We start from the raw sequence: 23,700 nt of genomic DNA on the forward strand, positions 1-23,700 counted from the left end.
CGATCATTTTTTCAGCAGGTCGAGCAGACTCTGGCCGGGGCTACTTCCCAGACCACCCTTGAGCGGCTTGGGCGGCTTCTGCTTCTTGGGTGGCGGTGGCGGAGCGGCAGGTTCGGCGGTCTGCGTACTGGTCTCGGCGCTTTCCGGTTGTGGCGTGGGCTCCGGCTCTTTCATTTTCATCGCCGCCCGGATGGACAGGCTGATCTTTTTCTCCTGCGGATCAAAAGCCAGCACCACAACATCCACCTCGTCCCCCTCTTTGACCACGTCCCTTACCCGGGACACACGCTTGGTGGAAAGCTCCGAAATGTGCACGAGTCCTTCCACCCCCGGTTCCAGCTCCACAAAAGCGCCGAAATCCATAATCCGCGTGACGCGGCCTTTCCAGAGCGATTGCGGGACGTATTTCTTGTCCGCGTCCTCCCAAGGGTTGTAGAGCAGATCGCGGTAGCCCAGGCTGATCCGCTGGTTTTCGCGATCGACTTTGTCGATGCGGACCTTGATGGTCTGGCCTTCGCGGAGGACCTCACTGGGATGCTTGATCCGTCCCCAGGCGATCTGGCTGATGTGCAGCAACCCATCCACGCCCCCGAGATCGACAAAAGCCCCAAACTCCGTAAGTCGCCGCACGACACCGTCGCGGATCTGGCCTGGCGTCAGTGAATCCCACAATAGTCGCTGGGCTTGTTCCCGCTCCCGTTCCAGCACAGCGCGACGGCTGAGCACCAGATTTTTGCGTTGCGGGTCCGCTTCCAGTACCACGCAGGTAAACGACTGGCCAACATATTCTTCCGGCTTTTCCACGCGGAAGATGTCAATCTGGCTGATGGGAATGAATCCGCGAATGCGATTGACCTCGCATTCCAGTCCGCCCTGATTGACGCCCGTCACCCGCGCTTCCACGAGCATGCCCTCGCTCAGGTCGGCCCAGTCGGCAACATCGGCCGCGGCAGCCGGCAGGACGAGTTCATAGACCCCCTCTTCGGGCACGAAGCGAACGACGCGGACTTCCACGGACTGCCCAACTTGAGGCGGTTCGCGGAACAACTTGAGCGGCACAATCCCCTGTTCGCGGAGGCCCAACTCCACAAACACATTCTCGCCGCGCACGGCCAGCACTTTCCCCACGTGGCGGGACTCCGGCTCAAGCTGGCCCACCTTCACCTTGCTGGCGGTTTCGGTAATGAGCTGTTCCACCGCGACATCGCCGAGGGCTTCGGCAAATTCCTTTTCCAGATCAGGCGGCAATCCTGCCCGGCGGTTGAACAGGTCCTGGACTGCCTCCCGCGTGAGAATCTGCGCCGAGTCCCGCACCTGCTGCCGGAGTTGGTCGATCTCACTGGCGAGGATTTTTTCGGGACGCTCTTCTTCCGCTTCATCCTCGGGGAAATCCGGCAGGGCTGAAAAGACGCGTGCTGGTCTCTCCTCGGTTGCGGTGAGCTTTCCGCCCGGGGACTGATCAGATGGCGTGAACGTCCCGGTCTTGGCATTGCCAGATGCGGCAACGTCCGCCTCTCGAGACGGCACGCCAAGGCCTTGCAGCGGCTCCGAGATCGCCGCGGCATCGCGGACGACATCGGCGTTAGCGACCGCATCGCCAGCCAGTACCTGTTCCTGGGCTGGTTGCGGGCTGCTTTCTGGTGAACTCTTCTCCCCGGCTGACGCACCTGCGGGTGGTCCCGTCAGACGGCCAGGGCGAGTGGTTTCTGGGAGGGACGGTCGCGGCCGTGCCGGGGTCACGGGCTTGCCAGGCCGCGGACGATAGGCAGCCGGGTCCCGTTGCGAGCCAATGAGAATCCGCGGACGATTCGAAGACGCCGTGTTTTCCCCCGACGATGCACCGCTAGTGGTGGCCTGATCGGTAGCAGCCGTTTCCGTCGAGCTTTCGGACGGGGGCTGATTCCCCTGGTCACCACCTGGCGCGTCGTGTTTCCGTGAATCACCCAAACCGTCACCAGAATGGGGGAGAGGGTCGTGCGGATCGTAACTCATGGAAATTGCTCGGAACTGCCAGCGTCAAACAACACGCGTCCTACGCCGACCAAAGGCCGGTTTGTAACCTATGCTCTTATTGTACGGCTAAAAGAAAGCTCACTCCAGGTGTGATGTGGCGGAACGGCTTTCCCGACGCTGGAGCAGCCTGGATGCTGGGGCAGTCTCGCAAAAAACGCGGAGACAAGGACGCCAAGTTGAGCGGACCAGGAAGAATAAACGAGGGTACGGTAGATCCCCCCTGAAGGGGTTGTTGCCATCTTGGTCGGCACGAGCGGCCCCAAACTTGAAAAAATCTTTGCGTCAGATTGTCTTTCTACAACAAAACTTGCGCCAGAAGGCGTTAAATTTTGCCAGGTTGAGCGTTTGCATCCCGCGAATTACAGCCCAAAATTGAGTAGGGACGTGTCCCGGCCATCCTGTGCGCCGGAGCTGGTAGTCGTCCACGATGACGGTGTCCATTTCGTAGATGAGCATTAAGCAAGAGGGAATGAAGATCAGACTCCGAGGGGAGATCCCAGAGTCTTCCGATTTGTTCGCACGAGGTGAAAGAATGAATGCCGCGATTTATCTGACACGGCGTTTGGTTCCCGTGATCACGGCGGTGGGCCTTGCCTGGGCGGGATTTTCCGTAGGTTTCGGTCAGGTCGTTACAAGCTCGGCAGTCATTTCGCCCTGCGAAGGAACAAGCTACCGGCTCGTCTATCAGACCGTGTACGAGCCGGTCCAGGTCACTTCCTATCGCCTGGAATGCGAAACGCAGTATGAACAGCGTAAGGTGGTGACCTATAAACCGGTTTGGGAGACGGAATACCGCGAGCGGCGTTACACGGTCAGTCGGCCGGTGGCGGAAACCAGCGTTCGCGAGGAACGGGTCACGGTCTATAAGCCCGTATGGGAGACAGAGTATCGCGACGAGAGCTACAACGTCATCCGTTACGTGCAGGAGACGGCGGAGCGGGAAGAGCGGGTGAAGGTCCTCAAACCCGTTTGGGAAACCCAGGAAAGGGAAGAATGTTACACCGTGATGCAACCGGTCCGCCAGATCGTGTATCGCACCCAGTACCGCACGGTCATGGAGCCGGTGGTCACCTACAGGACGCAGTACGTGGACCAGGGGCAATATGTGGACCAGCTCGTCCTGAAACCGGGGTTGTTCGCGAATCGGTTGACCTGGCAGGCCGGTCAGCCAGTGGTGGACCCCGTGACCGGCGCTGTCACCTGGCAGCCCGGCGGACTGTACTGGGTGCCCAACAATCGCGGTCGGTACGAATTCCGCAAGGTATGGCAACCCAACATCGTGGCCCAGGTGGTCCCCGAGACGCAGTACGTGGCCAAGGTGGTGACGGAGCAGGTTCCGGTGGAAGTGGTGACTTATCAGCCTCAGGAAGTCCGGCGAAAGGTGCCCGTCCAGGTCTGCCGCATGGTTGAGGAAGAGCAGATCCGCAAGATTCCGATCACTGTGATGCGGCCGGTGGTGGAGCGGGTGGAAAAGAAAGTCCCCGTCCAGGTCTGTCGCATGGTGGCGGAGGAACAGGTTCGTCAGATCCCCGTCACCACGTACAAATGGGTGACGGAAGAACGTGTCGAACAGATACCGGTGCAGGTGTGTCGCATGGTCGCGGAAGAGCAAACGGTCACGGTTCCCCGCACGGTGCAGAAATATGTGCCGGTGACCTACACGTGCTACCGCCCGCGGACGGTCGTTTGCCGGGTGCCGGTGGATCCCTGCCTGGTCCCGGTGGATCTTTGCCCGGTGCCGAGCACAACAGTCGCGCCGAGCACGACCGTTCCCTCTCAGCCGACACCGGCGCCGAGTACTTCCGGCCAATCCCCAAGCCCGGCCGACCAGCAGCCGACGCTCCCTCGTGAGACGCAGCGTGCGCCGGAAAAGCCCGTTCCTGGCCCCGCTCCGCTGGAAAACGGAGGGGCGGGTTCGGGCACGCCGTCACAGCCGGGAAGCGGTGCCCCGCCTGCTGCACCGCCTCAGCCGCCGGCTCCTACCCCCTCAGCTAGCGGCAGCACGACGTGACAGGTAGCCGATAACGCCACTTGCCCCCGGCTTATCATTCCTTTTCCTCGGCCGCTGGAAAGGGACACGGACCTGGGTGAAGCGGCACGGGAGTCGGACTCATTCCGGAGGGACGTACTTTGTCACGTCCGCTTTGTCGGAGGGACCTGCTTGTCAGGTCCGCCGTTTAAGATTCGAGCCTCCACCGCGTTTCACCGGGGACTGAAGTCCCTCGCCGAAAGCGGGGCTAAAGCCCCGCACTCCATATGTGGAGCCGGGGACGACAAGCGTGCCCCTCCGAAGGCTTTCTCAGAGCGAGCTGCGTCTCAGCTCCACATTCCAACCTTTGGCGACTGCACTTCACCGACCGGGCACCGCGTGCTCGGCTCAGTTGCGAGTTAAACGGTAGGGGCAATTCATGAATGGCCCCTACCACACTGTGACACACGTTGAAATTGCCGGACGAGCAGTCGTCCGTCCCTTTTCACGGCACCAGTTCCAATGTTGCCCAGAGGCTGGGGTCTTCATCGTAGGGCAGCGGCCTGCCAGCCGTAAACACGAATTCGCGATCACGGGCCAGATCGCACACCGCATAGTTGAACCCCAAACGGGGATATTCGCGCGGATCGTAGCCTGTCAGGGCATCTTTCAAAAAGAGCATGTCCACGCAATAGCCGTCCGTGTATTCCCGGACGAGAGACTTCAAGCTTCTCGGGGGCGGCGGACTCGGAGCCTCTTTTGCCCGAGGAATACCCACCCACGCCATCTTCGCCTCAAGGGCCTGGTTGCTCGCCACGTTGGCCAGCAACACAAAACGGTGGCAGTACCGTGTGGCACGGTGGACATCGTGGACCGCGCGGGTGTCGATCCACACGTGGATCCACTGGGCGGCATGAACCATCCGCTTTGCCCGGGGACCTATCTGAAGGTCAAAAATGTGGAACCGCAATGCCAATCCGTCCTCATTCCAGCCCGCACGAACTTCCAACGGGGGAGTTGTCCCTTCCAGCCCTGCCAGGTTGGGCAAGCGATAGGATTCATCCAAATTCGCGCCATCCCGGTCCCACAGGGTCGCGCAATGACGGCAGGGCACCGCGAATTGAAACAGCGCCCGGGAAGGAATGGAAAGCAAAGCACGTTTATCACTGGCCATGGTGATGGTTCCTCATCAGGTGATGGCCTCTTTCTTCTGGTGAATCCTCTCGGGTTGGCATGTGTCAATGGTGACACGATTCTTTCATCGGGAGCGACACGGCGACACCGTCATTCCATGAATTCCGCGATGAAGGCATCGGCGGCTTCGCGGAAGAATTTGCCGAGCGCCGATGCATTGGTCAGTTTAGTTCCGGTGAAAAAGAATCGGATTCGATCCTCTCCGGGACGGGTGCCGTCGATTTTCACTTCGTACCAGAGAGTGCGCAACCTGCCGAGGGGAAACCGATTCTTGGAAGCGCGAATCACCAGCCACAGTCCCTCGGATTTTTTGGTGTATATGACCGCCCAAGTTTGCTGTGAGGGGCCAAGCCGGAGCATGATCATGCTCTTATGGTTAGGGTCAATCGCCACCTCGGGCACGGCCTTTTTGATCCCACCAACAATCTGGCCAAGCAGTTCAGGTCGCCAACCTAACAGCCGCCCTGTGATACCCTTTTGGGCGAGATGCCAAATCAAATCGTACTTGATGGTGCGTGCGCTCTCGGTACTGCAGAGAGATTGGTAGTTCCGCATGGCAGGCGCCAGGAAGTCCCAAAAGTTGATTTCATCCAGCGACGCCAATTCGCTCACCCGAAGATCGATCTCGCACCAGACGCCGTGCTGCCTGGTTGCGAGAGAAGGCGGTGGGAGCGGCGGTTCTTCCTGCGGTGGTTCGTAGAGCTTCAGAAATGGCGAGGGAGCCTCCGGAACGGTTCGCCGGACAGGGCGAACACTGGGGGAACTGGTGAGTATTTTGGTGGCACCCCGGCCTGTTCGGATCCGCAGGCGGAGCTGCAAATCGTCCCCCGTGTAAATATGCATGAACCACGGTCCCCGCAATCGTCGAGCGCGGACCTCGATGACATTCTGAGTGGAATAGTCGACCACCAGCGTCGACCGGTGGTTTTCCAGAAATTGTATGAGTCGTTCCAGGATGGCCCGATCCCATCGAATAGGCCTTCCATTCAATGCGGATGACCGAGTGAGATGCCAGGAACGGCCATCTATTTCCCATGGGCTCTTGACGTTGGTCAAGCCGGGTTCGGTTTCCGGTGAATGCAGGGGAAGCAGATGGTCCTTGTACGGATCATACGGCTTGCGTTCTTTGCGGGGACTGTTCTCCAGGACCGACGCCAGCACTTCTCCGGTGTAGGATCGCCACGGCGGCTGCGTCGTTGACGCTCCTGATTTTCCATGGAGGGCTTCCTGTGTTGCCTGGCCCTTTTCGCGCTGCCACCAGCGAGCGTAGGCGACCACATCTTCCGGCGTGCCCGCCACCACAACATATCCTCCTTGTTCACCCGCTTCGGGACCGAGATCGATGATCCAGTCGGCCGACTTGATGACGTCCAGATTGTGCTCGATGACCACCACTGTGTTCCCCAGATCAACCAGCCGCTGGAGGACATCGAGGAGGCGGGAGAGATCGTCAAAGTGCAGGCCGGTGGTAGGCTCGTCCAGGAGGTAGAGCGTTCGTCCGGTGTCCGGTCGCGCCAGTTCCGCCGCCAGTTTGACACGTTGGGCCTCACCCCCGGAGAGCGTGTTGGCCGGTTGACCCAGTTTGAGATACCCTAGCCCCACGTCACAGAGCACCTGGAGAATGCGGCGGATCTCGGGGATGTTTTTGAACAGTTCGAGGGCATCCTCGCAGGGCATGTCAAGGACATCGGAGATTGACTTTCCGTGGTATGTCACGGCGAGGGTTTCCGCGTCGTACCGCCGACCATGGCAGGCGTCGCATTCCACCCAGACGTCCGGCAGGAAATGCATTTCGATTTTGATCTGTCCGGCGCCTTCGCATTTCTCGCACCGGCCGCCGGGCACATTAAAGCTGAACCGCCGTCGGGTGAAACCGCGACGTTTAGCTTCCGGTAATTGGGCAAACAAATCGCGAATCTTGTCGAACACACCGGTATAAGTGGCGGGGGTGGACGTGGGGGTCTGACCGAGCGGCTGCTGATCGACACGGATGACCTTGTTGATCAGTTCCACGCCCTGAAGGCGATCAAATTCTCCAGGGATGGTGTTGGCACGGTGGAGATGCCGCGCAAGAGCGGAATAGAGGACGTCTTCCACCAGCGAGCTTTTACCGCTGCCACTTACACCGGTAATAACGGTGAAGGTCCCCAGGGGAATGGCCACGCTGATGTTCTTGAGATTGTTGTGGCGTGCTCCGTGGACCTCCAACCAGCCGCCGCCCGGTGTGCGAAACGCTCGCCACACGGACTGGCCGGGCACGGATTCCTGAACGAGTGAGCCGGGTTCGCCCGGCCACCAGGACGGCATTCGCCGGTTGCTGGGCGTAAAAATCGCCTTTTTGCCAGAGAGGTACGGGCCGGTGACGGACGCGCGGCTGCGAGCAACCCGCGTCGGTCGCCCCTGAGCGACGATCTCGCCCCCTTTGTCGCCCGCCTCGGGACCAAAATCCAGCAGGTGATCCGCCGCCTGGATGACCTCCCGGTCGTGTTCCACAACCAGGAGCGTATTTCCCAGATCACGCAATTTGCGCAAAGCAGCGAGCAGGCGATGGTTGTCCCGAGGATGGAGACCAATGGTCGGCTCATCCAGCACATAGAGGACGCCGCACAGACCGCTTCCCACCTGCGCGGCAAGACGGATACGCTGCGATTCTCCGCCGGACAACGTGGGGGCCGACCGGGCAAGGGTCAGATAATCGAGCCCCACGTCCACCAGAAACTGCACGCGGCTGGCGATTTCCCGCACGATGTCCCCGGCGATTTCCTGTTCCCGGGGCGTGAGCTGCCACGAGCGGACCTCCTCAAGGAGCCGTCCCAGTGGCAACCGACACCACTCGTCGATGGTACGGTTCCGGAAGCGGACGGCCGCCGCGTCGTCCCGCAGCCGACTGCCACCACAAAGAGTACACTCGGTCTCGGCCACAATGTCCTGAAACGCCGCGCGCAACCGGGGTGAGGTTGCGGTCACTGTTTCCAGCGTGGGATACAGTCCCTTGTATTGGAACCGCAGAAGAATCCGCCGACCCTCGGCCGTGTCGTCGCCGGATGGCGTTTCGTCCAACTTCTCGCCGCGCATTTCGCGTCGGATTCGTTCGTAATCTTCCTGCCACACGTCGAACCATCGCTCACCCGTTCCGTGGAAGATCAGTCGCCGGGCAATGCCGGAGAGCTCTTCCCACGGCACGTCGAGGGGAATGCCTGTCTCCCGGCACAAGGTTTCCACCACCGCCCGGGAAAGCGGTTCGTCGCTGGTCGGCCAGATGGCCAGGGCCTGTTCGCGAAGGGTCGCTTTGGGATTGAGGACAAGCGCGGCAGGATCGGCGCCGACTTCCTTGCCCAGCCCCTCGCACCCAGGACACCATCCCAGGGGACTGTTGAAGGAGAAATGATTGGGCGACAGCGGCTCGAAACTGCGACCGCACTTTTCACAGGCGAAGTGCTGGCTGTGCCGCACCGTTTTCCAGAACTGTTCTGGCGTTCGGTCGTTGGGATAAAGGACGATCATGACGCCGTCGCCCAGCGACAGCGCCATCTCCACGCTCCCGGCGATGCGGTCGCGCTGGTCCGGGCGAATGACAACGCGGTCCACCACCACCTCCACCGCGTGCTGACGGCGGCGGTCAATCCGGGGGGGATCGTCCAAACTGTGGATGATGCCGTCCACGCGAACCCGGGTGAATCCCCCGCGACGCAGCTCATCCCATAACTGATCCACATCGCCGCCATCGCGGAGATCGAGCGGCGCAAGGAGAAAGAGGCGTGTGCCCTCGGGATGGGCCATCACCTTGGCGATGATCTGATCGGCCGCCTGGCTCCCCACAGGAATTCCACACTGGGGGCAGTAGGGCTGACCCAGTCGGGCCATGAGGACGCGGAAGTAATCGTAGATTTCGGTGACCGTGCCCACCGTGGAACGCGGCGTGTTGGCGGCGTGCTTTTGTTCGATGGCAATCGCCGGGGAAAGCCCTTCCACATGATCGACCTTGGGCTTTTGCATCTGGCTGACGAATTGCCGGGCATAGGTGCTGAGGCTTTCCACATAGCGACGCTGCCCCTCCGCATACACCGTATCCATGGCCAGGGAGCTTTTCCCTGAGCCGCTCCGCCCACAGCACACGGTGAGTTGATCCCGTGGGATTTCCACGTTAATACCTTTGAGATTGTGCTGGCGGGCACCGCGGATGGTGATCGCGCGGATGGGCTTGGCTTTGCGGGTACGGGCCTTCAAACTGCGGAAAAATTCCTCGCGTTCCTTGCTCTTCCCGTTCATTGCCGGCAGGGTATGCCCGGCCAGAACGTGACGCAGGAAGCGGCCTGTATGGGACGCCTCCACTTGGGCCACCTCTTCAGGCGTCCCGGTGGCCACAATATATCCACCGGCATCGCCGCCCTCCGGCCCGAGGTCAATAATCCAGTCCGCGGTTTTGATGACTTCCAGATTGTGCTCCACAACAATCACGGTGTTGCCTGCATCCACAAAGCTGTGCAGGACCTTGAGGAGCAGCTCAATATCGGCAAAGTGCAGTCCAGTGGTGGGCTCGTCGAGGATGTAAATCGTCTTGCCAGTGCTGCGTTTGGTCAACTCCCGCGCCAGTTTGATCCGCTGGGCCTCACCGCCGGAAAGCGTGGGTGAGGGCTGGCCGAGCTTCATGTAATCCAGCCCGACGGCCTGAAGCGTCTCCAATTTATGCCGGATGGGTGGGATGTTCTCGAAAAGCTCGAGCGCTTCTCGAACGTCCATCTCCAGGACATCGGCAATGTTTTTGCCTTTGTAGCGGATCTGGAGTGTCTGCCGGTTGAAACGTTTCCCCTCGCAGACGGGACAGGTCACCCAGATGTCAGCCAGAAAATCCATCTCCAGTTTGGTGGCCCCGTTGCCCTCGCAGGATTCGCACCGACCACCCGGCACATTGAAACTGAATCGGCCCGGTTTGTAGCCCCGCAGCCGGGACTCGGGCAAGTCGGCAAATAATTTCCGGATATCGTCAAACACCTTGATGTAGGTGGCGGGATTGGAACGCGGCGTCCGCCCGATCGGCGACTGGTCGATGGCGATCATTTTGTCCAGGTATTCCAATCCCTCGATGCTGTCGAACGCGCCGGGATTGCCTGTTCCGCCGTTCAGTTGGATATTCAGGGCCTCGACCAGAATGTCGCTGACCAGGGAGCTTTTTCCGGACCCAGAGACACCCGTCACACACACGAACAACCCGAGCGGGATTTCCACATCGATATTCTTGAGGTTGTTGTGACGCGCGCCGCGGATAACGAGTTTTTTCTCAGTCGGGGACCTCCGCTGCGTGGGGATCGGGATTGCCCTACGACCAGAAAGGTACTGGCCGGTGAGGCTTTCCGGGACTTTGATGACCTCTTCAAAGTCGCCCATGGCCACCACCCGACCGCCCCGACTGCCAGGTCCCGGCCCGAAGTCCACGATGCAGTCCGCCGCGCGCATCGTGTCCTCGTCATGCTCCACAACCACCACGGTATTGCCCTGATCGCGGAGTCGCGCGAGGGTTGCGAGCAGGCGATCGTTGTCGCGGGGATGCAGCCCGATTGAAGGCTCATCGAGAATGTAGGTTACGCCCACCAGCCCTGAGCCGATTTGCCCCGCCAGGCGAATCCGCTGCATTTCGCCGCCGGAGAGTGTAGGGGCCGAGCGGTCCAGCGTGAGATAATCCAGCCCCACGTTGCCCAGAAACTCCAATCGACTGCGGATCTCCTTGAGCGGTTCCTCGGCGATCTTCTGGCCAATGGCGTCCAGCTCCAATTCCGTAAAGAATAATCGCGCCTCGGAAATAGGAAGCGCGCAGACCTCGGGAAGCGACTTTTCCGGCGCGTCCGCAAAGTGGGGATGGGTGGTCCGGAGTCGGACAGCCCGGCCTAATGGACGCAGGCGCGAGCCCCCACAAGTGAAGCACGGCACCAGGCCGTAGGCCTGTTCCACCTGCCGGCGATGCTCGGCGCTCAGTCCACCGCTTTCGAGAAGAAACTCGGCCACGTCGGCAATTCCGGTCGCCTCCCAGCAGTATGCGGCGAAGTCTGCCAGTAAGTCTCGGTCGTCCCAAAGAGCGTCCACTCCGTACATGAGGACATTCTGGGCAAAGGGCGGAAGCTCCTCCCAGGCCGTCTCCAGGACCGTACCCGGCTCCAACTGGCACCGTGTCTCGAGCCACTCGGCCATGCGCCGAAGGAGAGTCCGAACCGGCGTCGGTGCCGAACGCCATTTACCCAAAAACTCAAAACATCCCTGCTGAATGGATCGCCGTGGATTCGTTAACAGTGCGGCCACATTGAGCTGCCGAATACGCCCCAGCCCCTGGCACTGCGGACACATCCCTTCCGGACTGTTGAAACTGAACAGCTGGGGACTGGGAGGCGGGAAGCCGATTTGGCAATTCGGACAGGTGTAGCGGGAAGAAAAATGGCCGATGATTCGGCCTGCTCGTTCCCGCCGGGATTTATCGTCCTCGCCTTCTTCACCCGAAGCCGATTCGTCTGCGCAGAGAAGGACCTCCCCCTCTGAAAATTTGAGAGCGTTCTCCACAGCTTCGGCGAGCCGGCTTCTCTGGGCGGGGGAGACCGTCAGCCGATCGACGACAAGTTCAATATCGTGGCGCATCTGCCGCCGGAGTCTCAGGTCCTCCTCCAGGCGAACGATCTCGCCGTCGATTCGCGCCCGGGAAAATCCCTGCCGCAACAAACTGGCGAAGAGGTTGCGATGTTCACCCTTTTGCCCGCGGACAAGAGGGGCCAGAATGTACACCCTCTGTCCTGAAGCCGTTTCCAAAATCTGCTCGATAATCTTGTCCCTTGGTTGGGCCTGAATCTTCTGCCCGCACTGCGGACAGTAACAGGTACCGGCTCGAGCATAAAGAATGCGGAGATAGTCATAGATTTCGGTGATCGTGCCGACGGTCGAGCGTGGGTTGGAGCCGGCTGTTTTCTGCGAAATGCAAATCGAGGGACTCAGCCCCTCAATGCGATCCACGTTCGGTTTGGCCATCTGGCCGATGAACTGCCGGGCGAAGGTGGAGAGGCTCTCCACGTAGCGGCGCTGCCCCTCGGCATAGAGGGTATCAAAGGCGAGAGAGCTTTTTCCCGAGCCGCTCACGCCTGTGAAGCAAATGAGCTGGTTCCGCGGGAGAACGAGATTGATCGCCTGGAGATTGTGCTCCCGTGCCCCCTGGATGACGATATCAGAAGCGGCCATGCTTTGTCACCCGATCCTTAGCTTATGAAAGTTGCAGTTTTCCGTGATCCTGACAAACGCGGTAGGCATGCCCACCACGGTGAATGAAGCTCCCAACAGAAAGAAAAATGCAAAGTGAGAACAGATGCAATTTGTCCACTGTGCAGTTCAGCGGTGTCTTGTCTGGGCCATCAAAACACATTGCTGCCGGGATCAGCCCACTTCCAGAAGCCTTGAGCGACTCGTTCAATGTTGTGTCTCGGCTTCCGGTGCGTTATCCTGCGGGGTCATCGACGGCCTTTCGTATCCCTGAACCGTTCATTATAGGACAGGCGCTGGTGGAGGGATAGGCAATTTTTGCTGGCGGGAAAGAAGAGAAAAAGAAGAGTGGCCGGAAGCCTGGAGAGACATGGCATCGATGGGGCAAATGCTGACCAGGGAGGATAACCCGCAACGGCTGCCCGGTTGGTTTCAACCGCTCGTGCCGGTGGCGCTGGCCTTTGCTGCCGGCATTGCATGGGATCGCTGGGCTTTCCCGCCAGAACTCGGCTCTAAGGACGTCCTCCTCGGGTATGCCATCCTGGCTGTGGCGGGTTTAATTGCCGTGTGGTGGTGGGGATTTAGTAGCCGCGTGAGCCGATGGGCCCTCCTGGTCGTTTTCGCCCTGGCCGGGGCCGCCGAACACCACATAATCTGGCGGTATTTTTCCCCCCGCGATGTTGGCCTGATGGCCGGTGACTGGCCCCAGCCGGTAGCCCTCCGTGGGGTGGTGACGAGTGTTCCGGAAGCCCTTGCCCGGCCCCAAGCCGCCCCTTTCGAGCTATTCGCACCTCAACCGGCTGTGCGGTTTACCGTGCGGGTGACGGCCGTCCGCTGTGGACAGATCTGGCAGCCCGCCGCCGGCCGACTGCTGGTCTATCTGACGTGTCCTCAGCCTTCGGAAGCCGAACCGCACGTGCAGGAAATGCCGGTTTGGTTTTTGCCGGGCGAAAGCCTCCAGATGTTCGGGCGACTGCGGCGGGCATTTCCTCCCATGAACCCGGGTGGCTTCGATCTTCGCACCTACCGCCGCGAAGACCGGATCCTGGCGGAATTGGCCGTCCCCTATCCCGAGTGCATCACCCGGCTTGCCCCAGCCTCTTTTTGGAATCCCCAAACGCTGCTGGGATGGTGGCGGCTTCACGCGGCTCAGACGCTCAAAAAATATCTTTCCGCGGAAAACGAGCCCCTCGCGCAGGCACTCCTGCTCGGATTTCGGACTGAAATTCCCGACGAATTGGAAAGATCGCTGCTCCAAACCGGCACGATTCATCTCCTGGCCATCTCGGGGCTGCACGTGGCCATTCTGGTCGGGGTTTTCAATGCCGTGTTCTGGGCGCTTAGAGTTCCCTATCGCTTGCGGATTGGCTCACTTCTTGTCGTCATCGCCGTTTACGCGGTGATCAGCGGGGGGCAGCCAAGCACCATTCGCGCGGCCACCACGTTCAGCGTGCTCCTGTTGGGGACGCTGTTCCATCATTCGTTCTGGTCCATGAACGCGCTGGCTTTTGCGGCACTGGTGATTCTGACCTGGAATCCGGCGGCTCTTTTTCGCCCGGGACCCCAGCTTTCTTTCCTGGGGGCATCGGTTCTCATCATGGTGGGACGTCGATATTTTGCGGGCACGGTGGGGACTCTGAACAGGGATTTGCCCGCTTCCGCGAACCCCCCACGCTTTGCCTGGGTTGAGGCTCTCTCGAAGTGGTTGACTCCCACCCTGGTGGTCACGGTGAGCATTTGGGTGATGTCCTGGCCGCTGGTGTGGCATTCCTTCCATATCATCAGCCCGTTGGGGATGGTGCTCACGCCCGTGCTCATCCCGCTCATGACCGGCGCGCTGGCTTCGGGATTCGGCCTGCTTTTTGTGGGCCCTCTTTGGTCGGCCGGAGCTTGGCCGCTGGCGTGGTTGTGTGACGCATGTTTGACCGGTTGTCGCTGGCTCATCCAGCAGGCGGAACACACTTTTCCGCTCTATACATGGCAGCCGGCACCGCCGACGTGGTGGGTGGCCGGGGTGTATGGATGGTGGATGTTGCTTCTGCTTAGCAGCGGCGGACCCACGCGGCGTCTGACGCGGCTGTCATGGACGGGGCTTGGCGGATGGCTGCTGGGCGGAATTGTCTTCCTCGTCTTTCCCGCTGCTCAGGACGCCCGAAACTCCCACGATTTGCGGATGACGGTTCTTTCCGTGGGCCACGGTCTGGGAATCGTCATAGAGGCCCCCAATGGAGAAGTCTGGCTGTACGATCTGGGAAGTCTGGGGGGTGGCGACCGGGCGGCATGGGCGGCGGTCGGCACGCTGTTTACCCGGGGGGTGCGGCGTCTCGACGGAGTCTTGCTCTCCCACGCAGACCTCGATCACTACAACGGTCTGCCGGATCTACGCCGCTACCTCGCGGTGGAACAGGTGGCGGTTACACCCAGGATGTTTCAGGCGACCGCCCGCCGTGAACCTGGTGTGCGGGCACTCGAGGAACTCATCGCCTCTCGTAAATTACCGCTGCGCACGATCGCTGCCGGAGATACCTGGTGCTGGGGAGATTGTCGCGTAACGGTACTTCACCCCCCGACCGACTGTGCGGGTGTAACGGACAATGCGGCCAGCCTGGTGCTGTGTTTGGAGTACGCTGGCAAGCGAATCCTGCTGACGGGAGACCTTGAAGGGCCGGGCCTGGAGGCTCTCTTGAGTCGTCCCCCCATCTCCGCGGATGTCCTTGTGGCGCCGCATCATGGCACGGCACGGTCCCGGCCGGAGGAACTCGTTCAGTGGTGTCGCCCGGAGTACGTGATCATCAGCGGGGGCTGGGCAAGCCTCAGCAACACAGATGGCTTCACGGAGGAACTTCCGCGTCCGGGCAATGCCTCACCAGCGGCTCCCAAGGTCTTTCATACGGCGGAGGCAGGTGCCATCACCGTGACCATCTCCCCTGATGGCCGCTGCCAGGTAAGTGGATTCCGATCTGCCGCGCAAACTCCCTTTTAACGCGATGGTTGAGGTTTCCCGCCGTGCATGACTCCCATCTGCCGATGAGGATCCTTCAATCGATCCAGCCGCCTCCGAGGACGCGCTCACCCTGATAGCAGACGGCGGCCTGGCCTGGCGCTACGCCATAGCACGGCTCATGGAACTGCACACGGAACCGGTCGCCTTCCAGAATCGTGACGGTGGCAGGGACGGCCTTCGTCCGATAGCGAATCTTCACCGTGCACGGGAAAGGTTCTGCCGGCGGTTCCACCAGCCAGTTCGCCCCTGAGGCGGTCAACTCCCAACGGGCAAGGTCTTCTCGGGTTCCAACCACAACGCGACGCGTGTCCGCTTCCAGACGCACCACGTAGCGCGGCTCGCCGAAGGCAATCCTCAGTCCCTTCCGCTGGCCGATGGTGAACCGCTCCAGCCCGTCGTGATACCCCACGACGTGGCCCTGGGTGTCCACAATTTCTCCGGCTGTGGAACGTTCCCCTCGGAACTGCCGCACGAAGGCCGCATGGTCCTGGTTGGGAACGAAGCAGATTTCCTGGCTGTCTGGCTTGTCGGCCACCCGCAAACCGATTTTCGCCGCAATATTGCGAATTTCCTGCTTTGTGTAATCTCCCACGGGAAAGAGAAGCCGACCGAGATATTCGCGCCGTATTCCAAACAGCACGTACGACTGATCCTTGGTAGGATCACGACCACAAAAGAGGCCCGGCAAACCATCCTCGGCGGGTATCAGCCGGGCATAATGACCGGTTGCCACGAATTCCGCCCCCAGCGTGTCTGCATACTGAAAAAGACGTCCAAACTTGAGCCGGTTATTGCACACGACGCACGGGTTGGGCGTCCGGGCGGCGAGATACTCGTTGACGAAATAGTCGATGATCTCGCGAAACTCCTCCTCAAAGTTGAGGACATAAAACGGAATGTCGAGACGTTCGGCGACGCGCCGCGCGTCCTCGGCATCCGCCGCACTGCAGCATCCCTGCCTGGGACTGCGCAGGACGGGCAAAGCGTTGGCTGCGCTCTGAGAAGCCGTTGCCTGTGCCCCCGGTGTGTTGCCAGGTAACGAGCACGTGACCGGCGAATGCATCCCGTGACGCATAAAAACCCCGATCACCTCGTGCCCTTGCTCCCGGAGCAGATAGGCCGAGACGCTGCTGTCCACACCGCCGGACATTGCCAGAAGAACGCGAGCCATTTTGAAATCTATTTCAAGTTGATCGACATAAAAACAGGAACAAAAGGAATGGCTGAGACGTGTACTCGAGAAAGAAAGTCGATTGTCAGTCGCATTCTTCGCCGTCAGAAAGAATCACCCGCACGTTATCCACAGCGGAAGACACCGGCCTGCCCCGTCGTGGAGCGAGCCTTCGTTATTCTACGCAGAACATGCCCTGCGAGCCGATGGCGTTGCGGAGTCGTCTGGCGGCAGCCTGAACTGTTTGTAAGTCGACGAAACCGGTCATCTCAGGATCGGGCACGACAAGGGTGCCCCTCCTTTTCGGAGGGACCCGCTCGTCGGGTCCGCCCTCGGAGGGACGTGCTTGTCACGTCCGTTTTCGGAGGGACCCGCTTGTCGGGTCCGGTGAACATCGACTGATTATCCATCCTTCCTCATCGGGCACGACAAGCGTGCCCCTCCGAAAGGATTTCAAAGCATCTGGCACCGCCCCACGGACCGGATTTCCGTCGGGGCAATTCATGAATTGCCCCTACCAAACATCGAACCGTTGGCTTCTCACAGGGCGGTACAAAAAGTGGGATGGGTCAGGACCTCGGAGGGTTGCCACCGGCCCACGTCGGAGATTACACTGTCAGTCTGTTTGAATCGCTTGTTCCCACCAGTTTTAAGACGCCCTTTGATGGAACGCGAGCTTGCGCGATATGGCCATTTTCGGTGATCTGGGGAGGTATCAACCATGACAGTGTTTGCCGCAATGCGAAGGCGATGGCTCGTGCTGGGCTTGCTCTTTCTGGGAATTGCCACCCCGGCGAAAGCAGAGTCGGCGCCGGGAATTCCGCCGGAAACTGTTGAGCAGCGCGACGCACGGATGAAATGGTGGCGGGATGCCCGATTTGGAATGTTCATCCACTGGGGTCTTTATGCGATTCCCGGAGGACGCTGGAAGGGACAACCGGTGGGCGGGGCCGGCGAATGGATCATGAACACGGCCAATATTCCGGTGGAAGAATATGAACTGCTGGCCAAACAGTTTAATCCGGTGAAATACGATCCAGCACAGTGGGTGAGAATCGCCAAAGACGCGGGAATGCGCTACATCGTCATCACATCCAAGCATCACGATGGGTTCTGTCTATTCGATTCCAAGGTGACCACATACGACGTGGTGGACGCCACGCCCTGGGGCAAGGACCTCCTCAAGCCGCTCGCGGAGGAGTGCCGTAAACAGGGGCTCCACTTCTGCACGTACTATTCCATCATGGATTGGCACCATCCCGCGCAGATGCGGGGAAGTGACCGCGCTTACAATCCCACGCGGATTCGCGAGGGCCGGAAGCGCGAATACATGGACTACATGAAGGCGCAACTCAAGGAATTGCTGGAAAGCTGCAAGCCCGAGGTCCTGTGGTTCGACGGCGAGTGGCCTGACTGGTACACCGAGGAGGACGGCCGCGAAATTTACGCCTTTCTGCGGGAGCTCGATCCCAAGCTGATCATCAACAATCGGGTAGGAAAATGCCGCAAAGGGATGGAGGGGTTGAACCAGGAGGGACGGCAGTGTGTGGGAGACTTCGGCACCCCGGAACAGCAAATTCCAGCAAGCGGCTTGCCCGGCGTCGATTGGGAATCCTGCATGACGATGAACGACACCTGGGGCTTCAAATATGATGATCACAATTGGAAGAGTACTGAGACGCTGATCCGCAACCTCATCGATTGCGCTTCCAAGGGCGGGAATTACCTGCTCAATGTGGGGCCCACCGCGGAAGGCGAAATTCCTGCACCCTCCGTGGAACGACTTCAAGGCATCGGCCGATGGCTAAAGGTTAACGGTGAATCGATCTACGCCACCCAGGCCAGTCCGTGGGGCAAACAACTTTCCTGGGGACGCTGCACTCAGAAGAAACTCGATGATGGCACAACCCGGTTGTACCTCCATGTCTTTAACTGGCCGGGACAGGGCCGACTGGAACTTCCCGGTCTGAAAAACGACGTCACCCGCGCATTTCTCTTGGCCAACGGCCGGGAAGTGACAATCCGCCGCGATGGCGGCAAAATCGTCCTGGAAGCTCTTCCCGAAAAACCGCTCGACCCAGTGGCCACCGTGATTTGCGTGGATGTCAAGGGAACGCCCCAGGCGGATTAGATCCCCACGGTGGACAAATCAGGACTGGTCCACCTGCCGATTGTTCGCGGTGGACTGACTACGATTTTCGCCCGAGCATCCGATCGAGGGCGTCCGAGGTGTGGAACACGAGGGCTTCCGGCCAGTGGGGATAGGGGTTGAAGTACTCGAACGTCAGGTATCCCCGGTAGCCCACGCTGTCCAGTGCTTCGAGGACGGCGGGCCAGTTGGTGGTGCCGTCGAGCAACGGCCGGAACGTGTGCAGGTTGAATTCGTTCACCTTTTTCGATGCTTCCTTGAGGTGAACGTTGCGAATTCGCTTGCCGAGGATGGGAATCCAGTACTCGGCAAAGTGATACTGGGCGATGTTGCCTGTATCAAAGTGAACTCCCACCGCGGACGAGCCAAAGCTGTCCACAAAGGCGGCCAGTTCCTGCGGGCTATGCAGGTAGCCGTTCATAAAGATGTTTTCCACGTTCAAAGAGATCCCCGCCTGTTCGGCCACGGGGATCAGTTTGCGAAGGGCCTCGCGGGCACGCTGGTCGCATACCTCGAAGGGGACAGGTGGGTCGTCCGGCAACCACGGCACGTAGGTCGATCCGGCAATCACGAGAAGATTCTTGGTCTCCAGCAGCCTTGCCGTGCGAATCATATCCACGGCCAGCTCGATGCCTCTCTGACGGCGCTGGGGATCTTCGTGGGTGAATGAGTAGGGCCAGAAGAGAAACGAACACAGGCCGCTCACTTCAAGGCCGATCTGGCGGACCAGGCGGGCCACGTCGCGGACAGCAGCGTCCGAAGTTTCCGGCGTGAGATCGCCTTCCAGGGCGTAATTGAGTTCCACCCCGTCGAATCCGGCTTCCTTGCACAGCTCCAGACACTCTCGGAGGGACATTTTACTGGGATACGGCAGTGCCCAGAGGTTGATCGATTTTTTCATGTCATATCGCTTACCTGGAGCACGTTTGGCCTGGGTTGGGGCCGGATCCTCGGCCGCCTCACCCGGTGACACGAGGCCCTGAGCGGCTAAAAAGGCCCCGCCGAAAGCGGCCATGTAACTCAACATCTCGCGTCGTGGAAGCAGTTCGCGGCTACCCACCGGCTCAAGATTGCCGCAAGTACCCTTTTCGTTCGCGCGAGGTACAGGCTCGGGCGTGATCATAAGGCGTGCTCCTTTTGTAGGTTGATGCCGGGATAAGACATGGGTGGAACGCTGTGCGGTCGGTTGACTCATTTCCAGCCAAGCCCGGGAACGCCCTCATTTTAGGCTGACGAGAAACGCAAGCAAGATGCGCGCAGTCGGACGGCCGCCTTCCATGGCGGCTGTTTTACCCACGACAATTCCCGCCCGTTAGGTCGCCCCCTTCATCACTTGCTGGTCGATTTTTCTAAATCTTGCAATATTTGTGCTTTATCCATTTATCCCAGTTGACCGACTTTGTGAAGACCGCTAAGATAATGCGGTCGTTCGAATTATTCCAAAAATGGCGATTTTGTGGCGTACGGTGCAGGCCGGGCCGATGCGATTGGAAAAGTTGGGGCGCGATGTGAGGGTAAGTCTTTCGATTTGGCCAGTCGCGGAATCGGGTGATGAAACGGGTAACTCCGAACTTGCCGTGCGATCCCCATGCGCTGATAAGTACACCCTGTGTTCTCCCCCGTAATTGGGTGGTGTTGCCATGTTGTGATTTTGAAACATCAGTGGCCAACTGGCTGTTTAGCTGACACGGAAATCAAGTTGTAAGTGACTTTCCAGAAATAACTTACGTAATCGAGCACGTCCCGCAAGGATGCTCGGGCATTGGATGTGCTCCCTCCTTCATCAGGCAAAGCAGGTTCGCGTCGTGTGAGCACCTTTGGGTCCCTTGCCTGTTGAGGACAGCACCTTGCCTAGAGCCAGCCATCACAAACCGCATTCCGTTGCCCGCGGGCCTCGAACCGGTAAGGTCAATGGTCACCGCACAGAGCTTGCCCGCGTTGCGGGCAAAACCACCTCGGAGGTCGCGCCCGACAGGGGCGTGAACGGCGAATCGGTTCATCCCGACGTATTGCTTGAGGCTCTCGACCCCAGCTTGCTGGACGAGGACCAGAACTCGACCGCTGCCGCCGGGGATCACATCCACGACGAGACCTTCGATGAAGACCTTTTTGAGCTGGATGGGGCCAGCCACTCCACCCACGAATTGGCCGACGACGAAGAGGCACTCGATCCGGAGGATGCCGGAGAGAGCGATCTGGACGCCGAATCCACCGGCCAGGACGACCGGATTGACGACCCCGTCCGCATCTACCTGATGCAGATGGGGGAAATTCCCCTGTTGACCCGGCGGGATGAGATTCGGGCGGCCAAGCAGATCGAGCGGGCACGCCGGAAATTCCGCTACGCGATGCTGGCCACCGATTTCATTCTCAATGCCGCCATCGAACTGCTGAAAAACGTCCGGGATGGCCGCCTCCGCCTCGATCGCACGATGGACGTCTCGGTCACCAATCTGCGGGGCAAGCGGCACATCACTCGGTTGCTGGAACCCAATTTGCGAACGCTCCAGGAAATCCAGCGGCGAAATCGGCGGGACTTCGCCCAGATGATGAACCGCCGATTGCCGATGGAGGAGCGGCGGGCTGCTCGACGCCGCCTGATGGCGCGGCGATTCCGTGCCGTGCGACTGGTCGAAGAGCTCGATCTGAGAACACAAAAATTGCAGCCGCTGCTGGATCGCCTCACCAGGATCTCCCAGCGGATGGATGCCATCATCCAGGATCTGAAGGCCCTTCGCGGCACGCCCGAGACACCCTGGGAAAAGGAGTTGCGGCGCGAACTCCGGCAGCTCATGCGGTTGACGCTGGAAAGCCCCACCACGCTCCGCAATCATCTGGCGGCCGTCATGCGGTATGCCGAGGAGTACGAGGCCGCCAAGCGCTATCTCTCGGCGGGAAACCTCCGCCTCGTCGTCTCCATTGCCAAGCGCTACCGCAATCGGGGCCTCAGCTTCCTCGATTTGATTCAGGAAGGCAATACCGGTCTGATGCGGGCGGTGGACAAGTTCGAGTACGCTCGGGGATTCAAATTCTCTACCTACGCCACATGGTGGATTCGGCAGGCGATTACCCGGGCGATTGCCGATCAGAGTCGCACCATCCGCATGCCGGTGCACATGCTGGACGTATGCGGGCGAATCCATGCCATGGCCCGCAAACTGGCCCAGGATCGGGGGATTGTCCCCAGTCTGGACGAAACCGCCCAGGCCCTGGGAATGCCGGTGGAAGAGGTGCGGAGCATCCTTCGCATGAGCCATCAACCGCTTTCTCTCGATCAGCCAGTCGGCGAACAGGAAGAGAGCTACCTGGGTGAATTTCTCGCCGACTATCGGGAAGATGACCCCCTCTATGAAATGAACTTCGAGCTTCTCAAAAGATCCATCAACGAGGCCCTGGCCGAACTGACCTATCGAGAAAGAGAAATCATTCGCCTGCGCTACGGGCTGGCTGATGGGTACGCCTACACCCTGGAAGAAGTGGGCAAGATTTTTGGCATCACACGGGAACGGGTGCGGCAAATCGAGGCCAAAGCCATTCGCAAGCTCCGGCATCCGGTTCGATCGCGAAAGCTGGCGGGCTTCATCGACGCTCTGGTCGCCCGGGGACAACTCACCCCCGATCCCGGCCTGGAAGCCGAACTCTGAGCGCTCGGCATTTGGAGTTGTATCGGGCACGACGAGCGTGCCCCTCCGAATTGTCCGGAGGGACGTGCTTGTCAGGTCCGCTTTCGGAGGGACGTGCTTGTCACGTCCGTCTGCCAACCCTGGATGATCCACCCCAGTTCACTCGCATTCCGGTAGGGGCAATTCATGAATTGCCCCTACAACGTCGGAGGGACCCGCTTGTCGGGTCCGATGAACGCCGATTGATGACCCATCCCTCATCACCGGGCACGACAAGCGTGCCCCTCCGATCCTTCCGCCTTTGACCTCGCGCCAGATGGCAGCAACCGCCCGGATTCATTGTCCCGAGGCGGACGTCGCAGGACGCGAAAAATTGTGGTAAAGTAAACCAGTTGGATCTCCAAAGATGCTGTAATGCATTCGCCGTCTTGGTACCTCAGTGTGGTTTTCAGCCATGTCTTTGAAGGTTTACATCAACGGACAGTACTACGATAAGGAAGACGCCAAGATCAGCGTTTACGATCACGGCCTGTTGTACGGTGACGGGGTCTTCGAGGGAATCCGCAGCTACGGCGGTAAAGTTTTTCGCCTGAAGGAGCACCTCGATCGCCTCTGGGATTCGGCCAAGGCCATCTGGTTGACCATCCCCATGACCAAAGAAGAGATGGCCCGGGCCATTGAAGAAACGCTCCGCATTAACGGAATTGAGGACGGCTACATTCGGGTGGTTGTCACCCGGGGTGTGGGAACGTTGGGCCTGGACCCGAACCGCTGCAGCAACCCCCAGGTCATCATCATCACCGATCACATCTCGCTCTACCCAAAGGAGTTGTACGAAAAAGGGCTTGAGATCGTCACGGTGAGCACCGTCCGCAATCACCCGGCGGCCCTCAGCCCTCGGATCAAATCCCTCAATTATCTCAATAACATTCTGGCAAAAATTGAGGGTCTCCAGGCAGGTTGTATTGAGGCGCTCATGCTCAACCACAAAGGGGAGGTGGCAGAATGCACGGGGGACAATATCTTCCTCGTGCGACGCGGCGAGCTGTTCACGCCGCCCCGGGAAGCGGGAATTCTGGAAGGCATTACCCGCGCAGCGGTCATCGAGTTGGCCCAGGAAGCGGGGTTGAAGGTCCATGAAGTCCCCCTGACCAAACACGATGTTTACATTGCCGACGAGTGTTTTCTGACGGGCACCGCTGCGGAGATCGTTCCGGTGGTCAAGGTCGACAGCCGTCCTATTGGGGACGGTAAACCCGGCCCCATCACGCGGGATCTGATGGAGCGGTTCCATCGCCTTACCCGCAATCATTGCTGAAAGGCATCCGGGTCCAGCGCGGAGGTGAA

General features: G+C 59.9%; 10 protein-coding genes. 5 read left to right on the forward strand and 5 right to left on the reverse strand.

The window, feature by feature from the left end; all coding sequences use genetic code 11:
* Positions 1-3: 3 nt before the first annotated feature.
* Complete coding sequence (locus THTE_RS01675) at positions 4-1,992, reverse strand: S1 RNA-binding domain-containing protein (protein WP_095413803.1); 1,989 nt, start codon at positions 1,990-1,992, stop codon at positions 4-6.
* A 553-nt stretch (positions 1,993-2,545) separates the two neighbouring features.
* Between THTE_RS01675 and THTE_RS01680 the strand changes: the two genes are divergently transcribed.
* Entirely contained in the window at positions 2,546-4,024 is a 1,479-nt protein-coding gene (locus tag THTE_RS01680) for a hypothetical protein (RefSeq protein WP_168175768.1), read from the forward strand.
* A 463-nt stretch (positions 4,025-4,487) separates the two neighbouring features.
* Here THTE_RS01680 and THTE_RS01685 read toward each other — a convergent pair whose 3' ends face one another.
* Positions 4,488-5,156, reverse strand: coding sequence for a DOMON domain-containing protein (locus THTE_RS01685; RefSeq protein WP_095413805.1), 669 nt, complete (start codon positions 5,154-5,156; stop codon positions 4,488-4,490).
* A 110-nt stretch (positions 5,157-5,266) separates the two neighbouring features.
* Positions 5,267-12,388: an excinuclease ABC subunit UvrA gene (gene uvrA / locus THTE_RS01690; RefSeq protein ID WP_095413806.1), complete on the reverse strand. Its 7,122-nt coding sequence runs from the start codon at positions 12,386-12,388 to the stop codon at positions 5,267-5,269.
* Between the two features lie 388 nt (positions 12,389-12,776).
* Here uvrA and THTE_RS01695 point away from each other — a divergent pair, with 388 nt between their 5' ends.
* Positions 12,777-15,389 carry a ComEC/Rec2 family competence protein gene (locus THTE_RS01695; protein ID WP_095413807.1) on the forward strand — a complete coding sequence of 871 codons (2,613 nt, stop codon included), beginning with the start codon at positions 12,777-12,779 and terminating at the stop codon, positions 15,387-15,389.
* Positions 15,390-15,444: 55 nt separating this feature from the next.
* On the opposite strand, the gene mnmA is transcribed toward THTE_RS01695, so the two are convergent.
* A complete protein-coding gene (gene mnmA, locus THTE_RS01700) occupies positions 15,445-16,581 on the reverse strand; it encodes a tRNA 2-thiouridine(34) synthase MnmA (protein WP_095413808.1) in 1,137 nt (378 codons plus the stop codon).
* A gap of 721 nt (positions 16,582-17,302) precedes the next feature.
* Between mnmA and THTE_RS01705 the strand changes: the two genes are divergently transcribed.
* A complete protein-coding gene (locus THTE_RS01705) occupies positions 17,303-18,712 on the forward strand; it encodes an alpha-L-fucosidase (protein ID WP_095413809.1) in 1,410 nt (469 codons plus the stop codon).
* 58 nt (positions 18,713-18,770) lie between these two features.
* Here the strand turns inward: THTE_RS01705 and THTE_RS01710 are convergent, their stop codons facing one another.
* A complete protein-coding gene (locus THTE_RS01710) occupies positions 18,771-19,853 on the reverse strand; it encodes a sugar phosphate isomerase/epimerase family protein (RefSeq protein ID WP_237260181.1) in 1,083 nt (360 codons plus the stop codon).
* Positions 19,854-20,709: 856 nt separating this feature from the next.
* Between THTE_RS01710 and THTE_RS01715 the strand changes: the two genes are divergently transcribed.
* Together THTE_RS01715 and ilvE are read left to right on the forward strand one after the other, a co-directional pair.
* Positions 20,710-22,374, forward strand: a complete 1,665-nt coding sequence (locus THTE_RS01715) for an RNA polymerase sigma factor RpoD/SigA (protein ID WP_237260182.1) — start codon at positions 20,710-20,712, stop codon at positions 22,372-22,374.
* A gap of 433 nt (positions 22,375-22,807) precedes the next feature.
* Complete coding sequence (gene ilvE, locus THTE_RS01720; protein ID WP_095413810.1) at positions 22,808-23,671, forward strand: branched-chain-amino-acid transaminase; 864 nt, start codon at positions 22,808-22,810, stop codon at positions 23,669-23,671.
* Positions 23,672-23,700: the final 29 nt, after the last annotated feature.

The sequence above is a fragment of the Thermogutta terrifontis genome (genome assembly GCF_002277955.1).
In the GTDB taxonomy this organism is placed as follows: Bacteria; Planctomycetota; Planctomycetia; order Pirellulales; family Thermoguttaceae; genus Thermogutta; species Thermogutta terrifontis.

Coding starts and splice junctions, on each gene's coding strand:
- THTE_RS01685 (WP_095413805.1), bottom strand. CDS start 5,156: ATGGCCAGTGATAAACGTGCTTTGCTTTCCATTCCTTCCCGGGCGCTG.
- ilvE (WP_095413810.1), top strand. CDS start 22,808: ATGTCTTTGAAGGTTTACATCAACGGACAGTACTACGATAAGGAAGAC.
- mnmA (WP_095413808.1), bottom strand. CDS start 16,581: ATGGCTCGCGTTCTTCTGGCAATGTCCGGCGGTGTGGACAGCAGCGTC.
- THTE_RS01680 (WP_168175768.1), top strand. CDS start 2,546: ATGAATGCCGCGATTTATCTGACACGGCGTTTGGTTCCCGTGATCACG.
- THTE_RS01695 (WP_095413807.1), top strand. CDS start 12,777: ATGGCATCGATGGGGCAAATGCTGACCAGGGAGGATAACCCGCAACGG.
- uvrA (WP_095413806.1), bottom strand. CDS start 12,388: ATGGCCGCTTCTGATATCGTCATCCAGGGGGCACGGGAGCACAATCTC.
- THTE_RS01705 (WP_095413809.1), top strand. CDS start 17,303: ATGACAGTGTTTGCCGCAATGCGAAGGCGATGGCTCGTGCTGGGCTTG.
- THTE_RS01675 (WP_095413803.1), bottom strand. CDS start 1,992: ATGAGTTACGATCCGCACGACCCTCTCCCCCATTCTGGTGACGGTTTG.
- THTE_RS01710 (WP_237260181.1), bottom strand. CDS start 19,853: ATGATCACGCCCGAGCCTGTACCTCGCGCGAACGAAAAGGGTACTTGC.